Genomic DNA, 2048 nt, shown 5'->3' on the forward strand with positions numbered 1-2048 from the left:
CTTGAGCAAGCGCATTAACATGCGCGCGCCGGCAAATGGATGCTCCAGGTGCAATTCGTCGATCCGGCGCATGAGCGCCAGATCTGCGGCACTGACCGGGCTCGGCGCGTAGTACGCACTGGATCGGCTGATGCCAACCAGCTTGACCTGCCGGACAACCGGCAAGGGGTGGGCACGATCAATCATTTCTTTGCGCTCAGCAAGCCTGCCTTGCCGAGCGCGCCGGACAAGACATGATGGCCTTCAGGGAAACGCGATGTAGGCGTTCATCCGATAATCGGATGACCTTCACTGAACGGCGGAGACGGTCATGGACAAGGTCAAGCTTTACGTTGGACTTGACGTACACAAAGAGTCGATTGCAATCGCATTCGCCAAGGCGCATTCGCGGGACGACCCTCAGTTCGTCGGAACGACCCGCTACAGCGTCATTTCGTTAACCAAATCACTTTCGAAGCTTGGTGCACCATCGGAGATCAGCGTTTGCCATGAAGCAGGGCCCTGCGGGTATGGGTTAGTCCGGGCACTGCGCGAGCAGGGTTATCACTGTGAAGTAGTTGCGCCATCGCGGGTCGCTCGCCGGCCGGCTGACAGAATCAAGACCGACCGTCGTGACGCACTACTGTTAGCGAGACTGCATCGGGCGGGCGAACTTGTGCCAGTCACTGTTCCCGAACCTCAGGATGAAGCCATTCGCGACCTAGTTCGCGCCCGCGAGGATGCAGTGAGCGATCAGCGCCGAGTGCGTCAGAGGCTCAAATCCTTCCTGCTTCGCCATGGTCATGCTTATACCGGCACGCGCTGGGGACCGAAGCATGAGCTCTTTCTCTCCAAGATCAGGTTCGAGGATTCCGCCCAGCATATCGTTTTCACCGAGTACAGAATGGCGGTGAGGTTTGCCACCGAACTCGTCGAGCGGCTCACACAGTCGCTGCGCGCTCACGCCGAAACCTGGCGTTGGTTGCCAACGGTCAAAGGCCTGATGACCCTTCGTAGCATTGACTTCGTCTCCGCACTGACTATTGTCGCTGAACTTGGCGACTTGCGCCGCTTCCCGCATCCACGCGAATTCATGAGCTACCTGGGACTTGTGCCGTCGGAACACTCCAGCGGGAACTCAAAGCAACGCGGCGTTCTGACGAAGACGGGCAACACGCACGTGCGCAGGATACTTGTCGAGGCAGCCTGGAATTATCGATTGCCGGCAAGAATCGGTGAATCGCTCCAGCCTCGGCTGGAAGGACAACCTCGACATATCATCGACATCGCCTGGAAAGCGCAGGTTCGGCTCTGCCACAGATTTCGGCGGCTTCGCGCACGAGGTCTTCATCAAAACAAGACGTGTGCCGCAATCGCGCGTGAACTATGTGGATTTATCTGGGATATCGCAACGCGACTGCAGCCAGCCCAAGCACTCCGGTAAACCTTGTCTGGCGATTCGATAGGAGCCGCTATCGCAAAACTTGTGACCTCCACCTGATCGGTAACGCGGCATCGGGCGCGATGTGGGGAACCCTCGAGATTTTTTTGTGAGCACGCGACTGCGTGATCTCCGTGGTCAAGAGCGAGGCAGCCCCGTGACGGAAAGATGAAATGCGGTAACCAGCCCGCGGATATGAGCTTGATCCATCGTCGATAAACAGCCCGTCTGCCGCGTTACCAATCAGGTTGGACACGTTGGCATTCAAGATCGCGACAGCGAGGTCGGCGCTCGTCCTGCTTGCAAAAAGAGGCCATATGAAAAATCATTCTCCAGCGCCAATTGGCCGATCTTTGCGTGAAGCGTCTTCAGATCCACCGGCGGCTCATTGACGGGCACGCCCGCCGCGCCGAACACATCGGCGGCGCGTTCTTGCAACTGCCGCTTCCATTCCGTGATCTGGTTCGGATGAACCTCAAACTGCTGTGCCAATTCTGCCAGCGTGCGCTCGCCTCGTACTGCTGCCAGTGCCACCTTCGCCTTGAACGCCGCTGAGTGCGTGCGCCGGGTTCTCTTCGTCATCTTCGGTTTCCTTTGTAGGCATTATGCCTATCTCAGAACCCAGCGA

Annotated in this window: 1 protein-coding gene and 2 pseudogenes; 1 reads left to right on the plus strand and 2 read right to left on the minus strand. The window is 58.0% G+C overall.

All coding sequences use genetic code 11. The features are described from left to right. Nucleotides 1-228: pseudogene (locus P0D96_RS47810) on the minus strand (IS3 family transposase); the annotation flags it as partial. Between the two features lie 82 nt (nt 229-310). Here P0D96_RS47810 and P0D96_RS47815 point away from each other — a divergent pair. Next, nucleotides 311-1423 carry an IS110 family RNA-guided transposase gene (locus P0D96_RS47815; protein ID WP_408321291.1) on the plus strand — a complete coding sequence of 371 codons (1113 nt, stop codon included), beginning with the start codon at nt 311-313 and terminating at the stop codon, nt 1421-1423. A 318-nt stretch (nt 1424-1741) separates the two neighbouring features. Here the strand turns inward: P0D96_RS47815 and P0D96_RS47820 are convergent. Further along, a pseudogene (locus P0D96_RS47820) lies at nt 1742-2002 on the minus strand (transposase); the annotation flags it as partial. Nucleotides 2003-2048 lie beyond the last annotated feature (46 nt).

Source organism: Paraburkholderia sp. RL17-347-BIC-D, from assembly GCF_046027915.1.
Classification (GTDB): Bacteria; Pseudomonadota; Gammaproteobacteria; order Burkholderiales; family Burkholderiaceae; genus Paraburkholderia.

Bases quoted from the DNA above. Each gene is read 5' to 3' on its own strand.
- P0D96_RS47815 (WP_408321291.1), top strand. From the start codon at position 311: ATGGACAAGGTCAAGCTTTACGTTGGACTTGACGTACACAAAGAGTCG.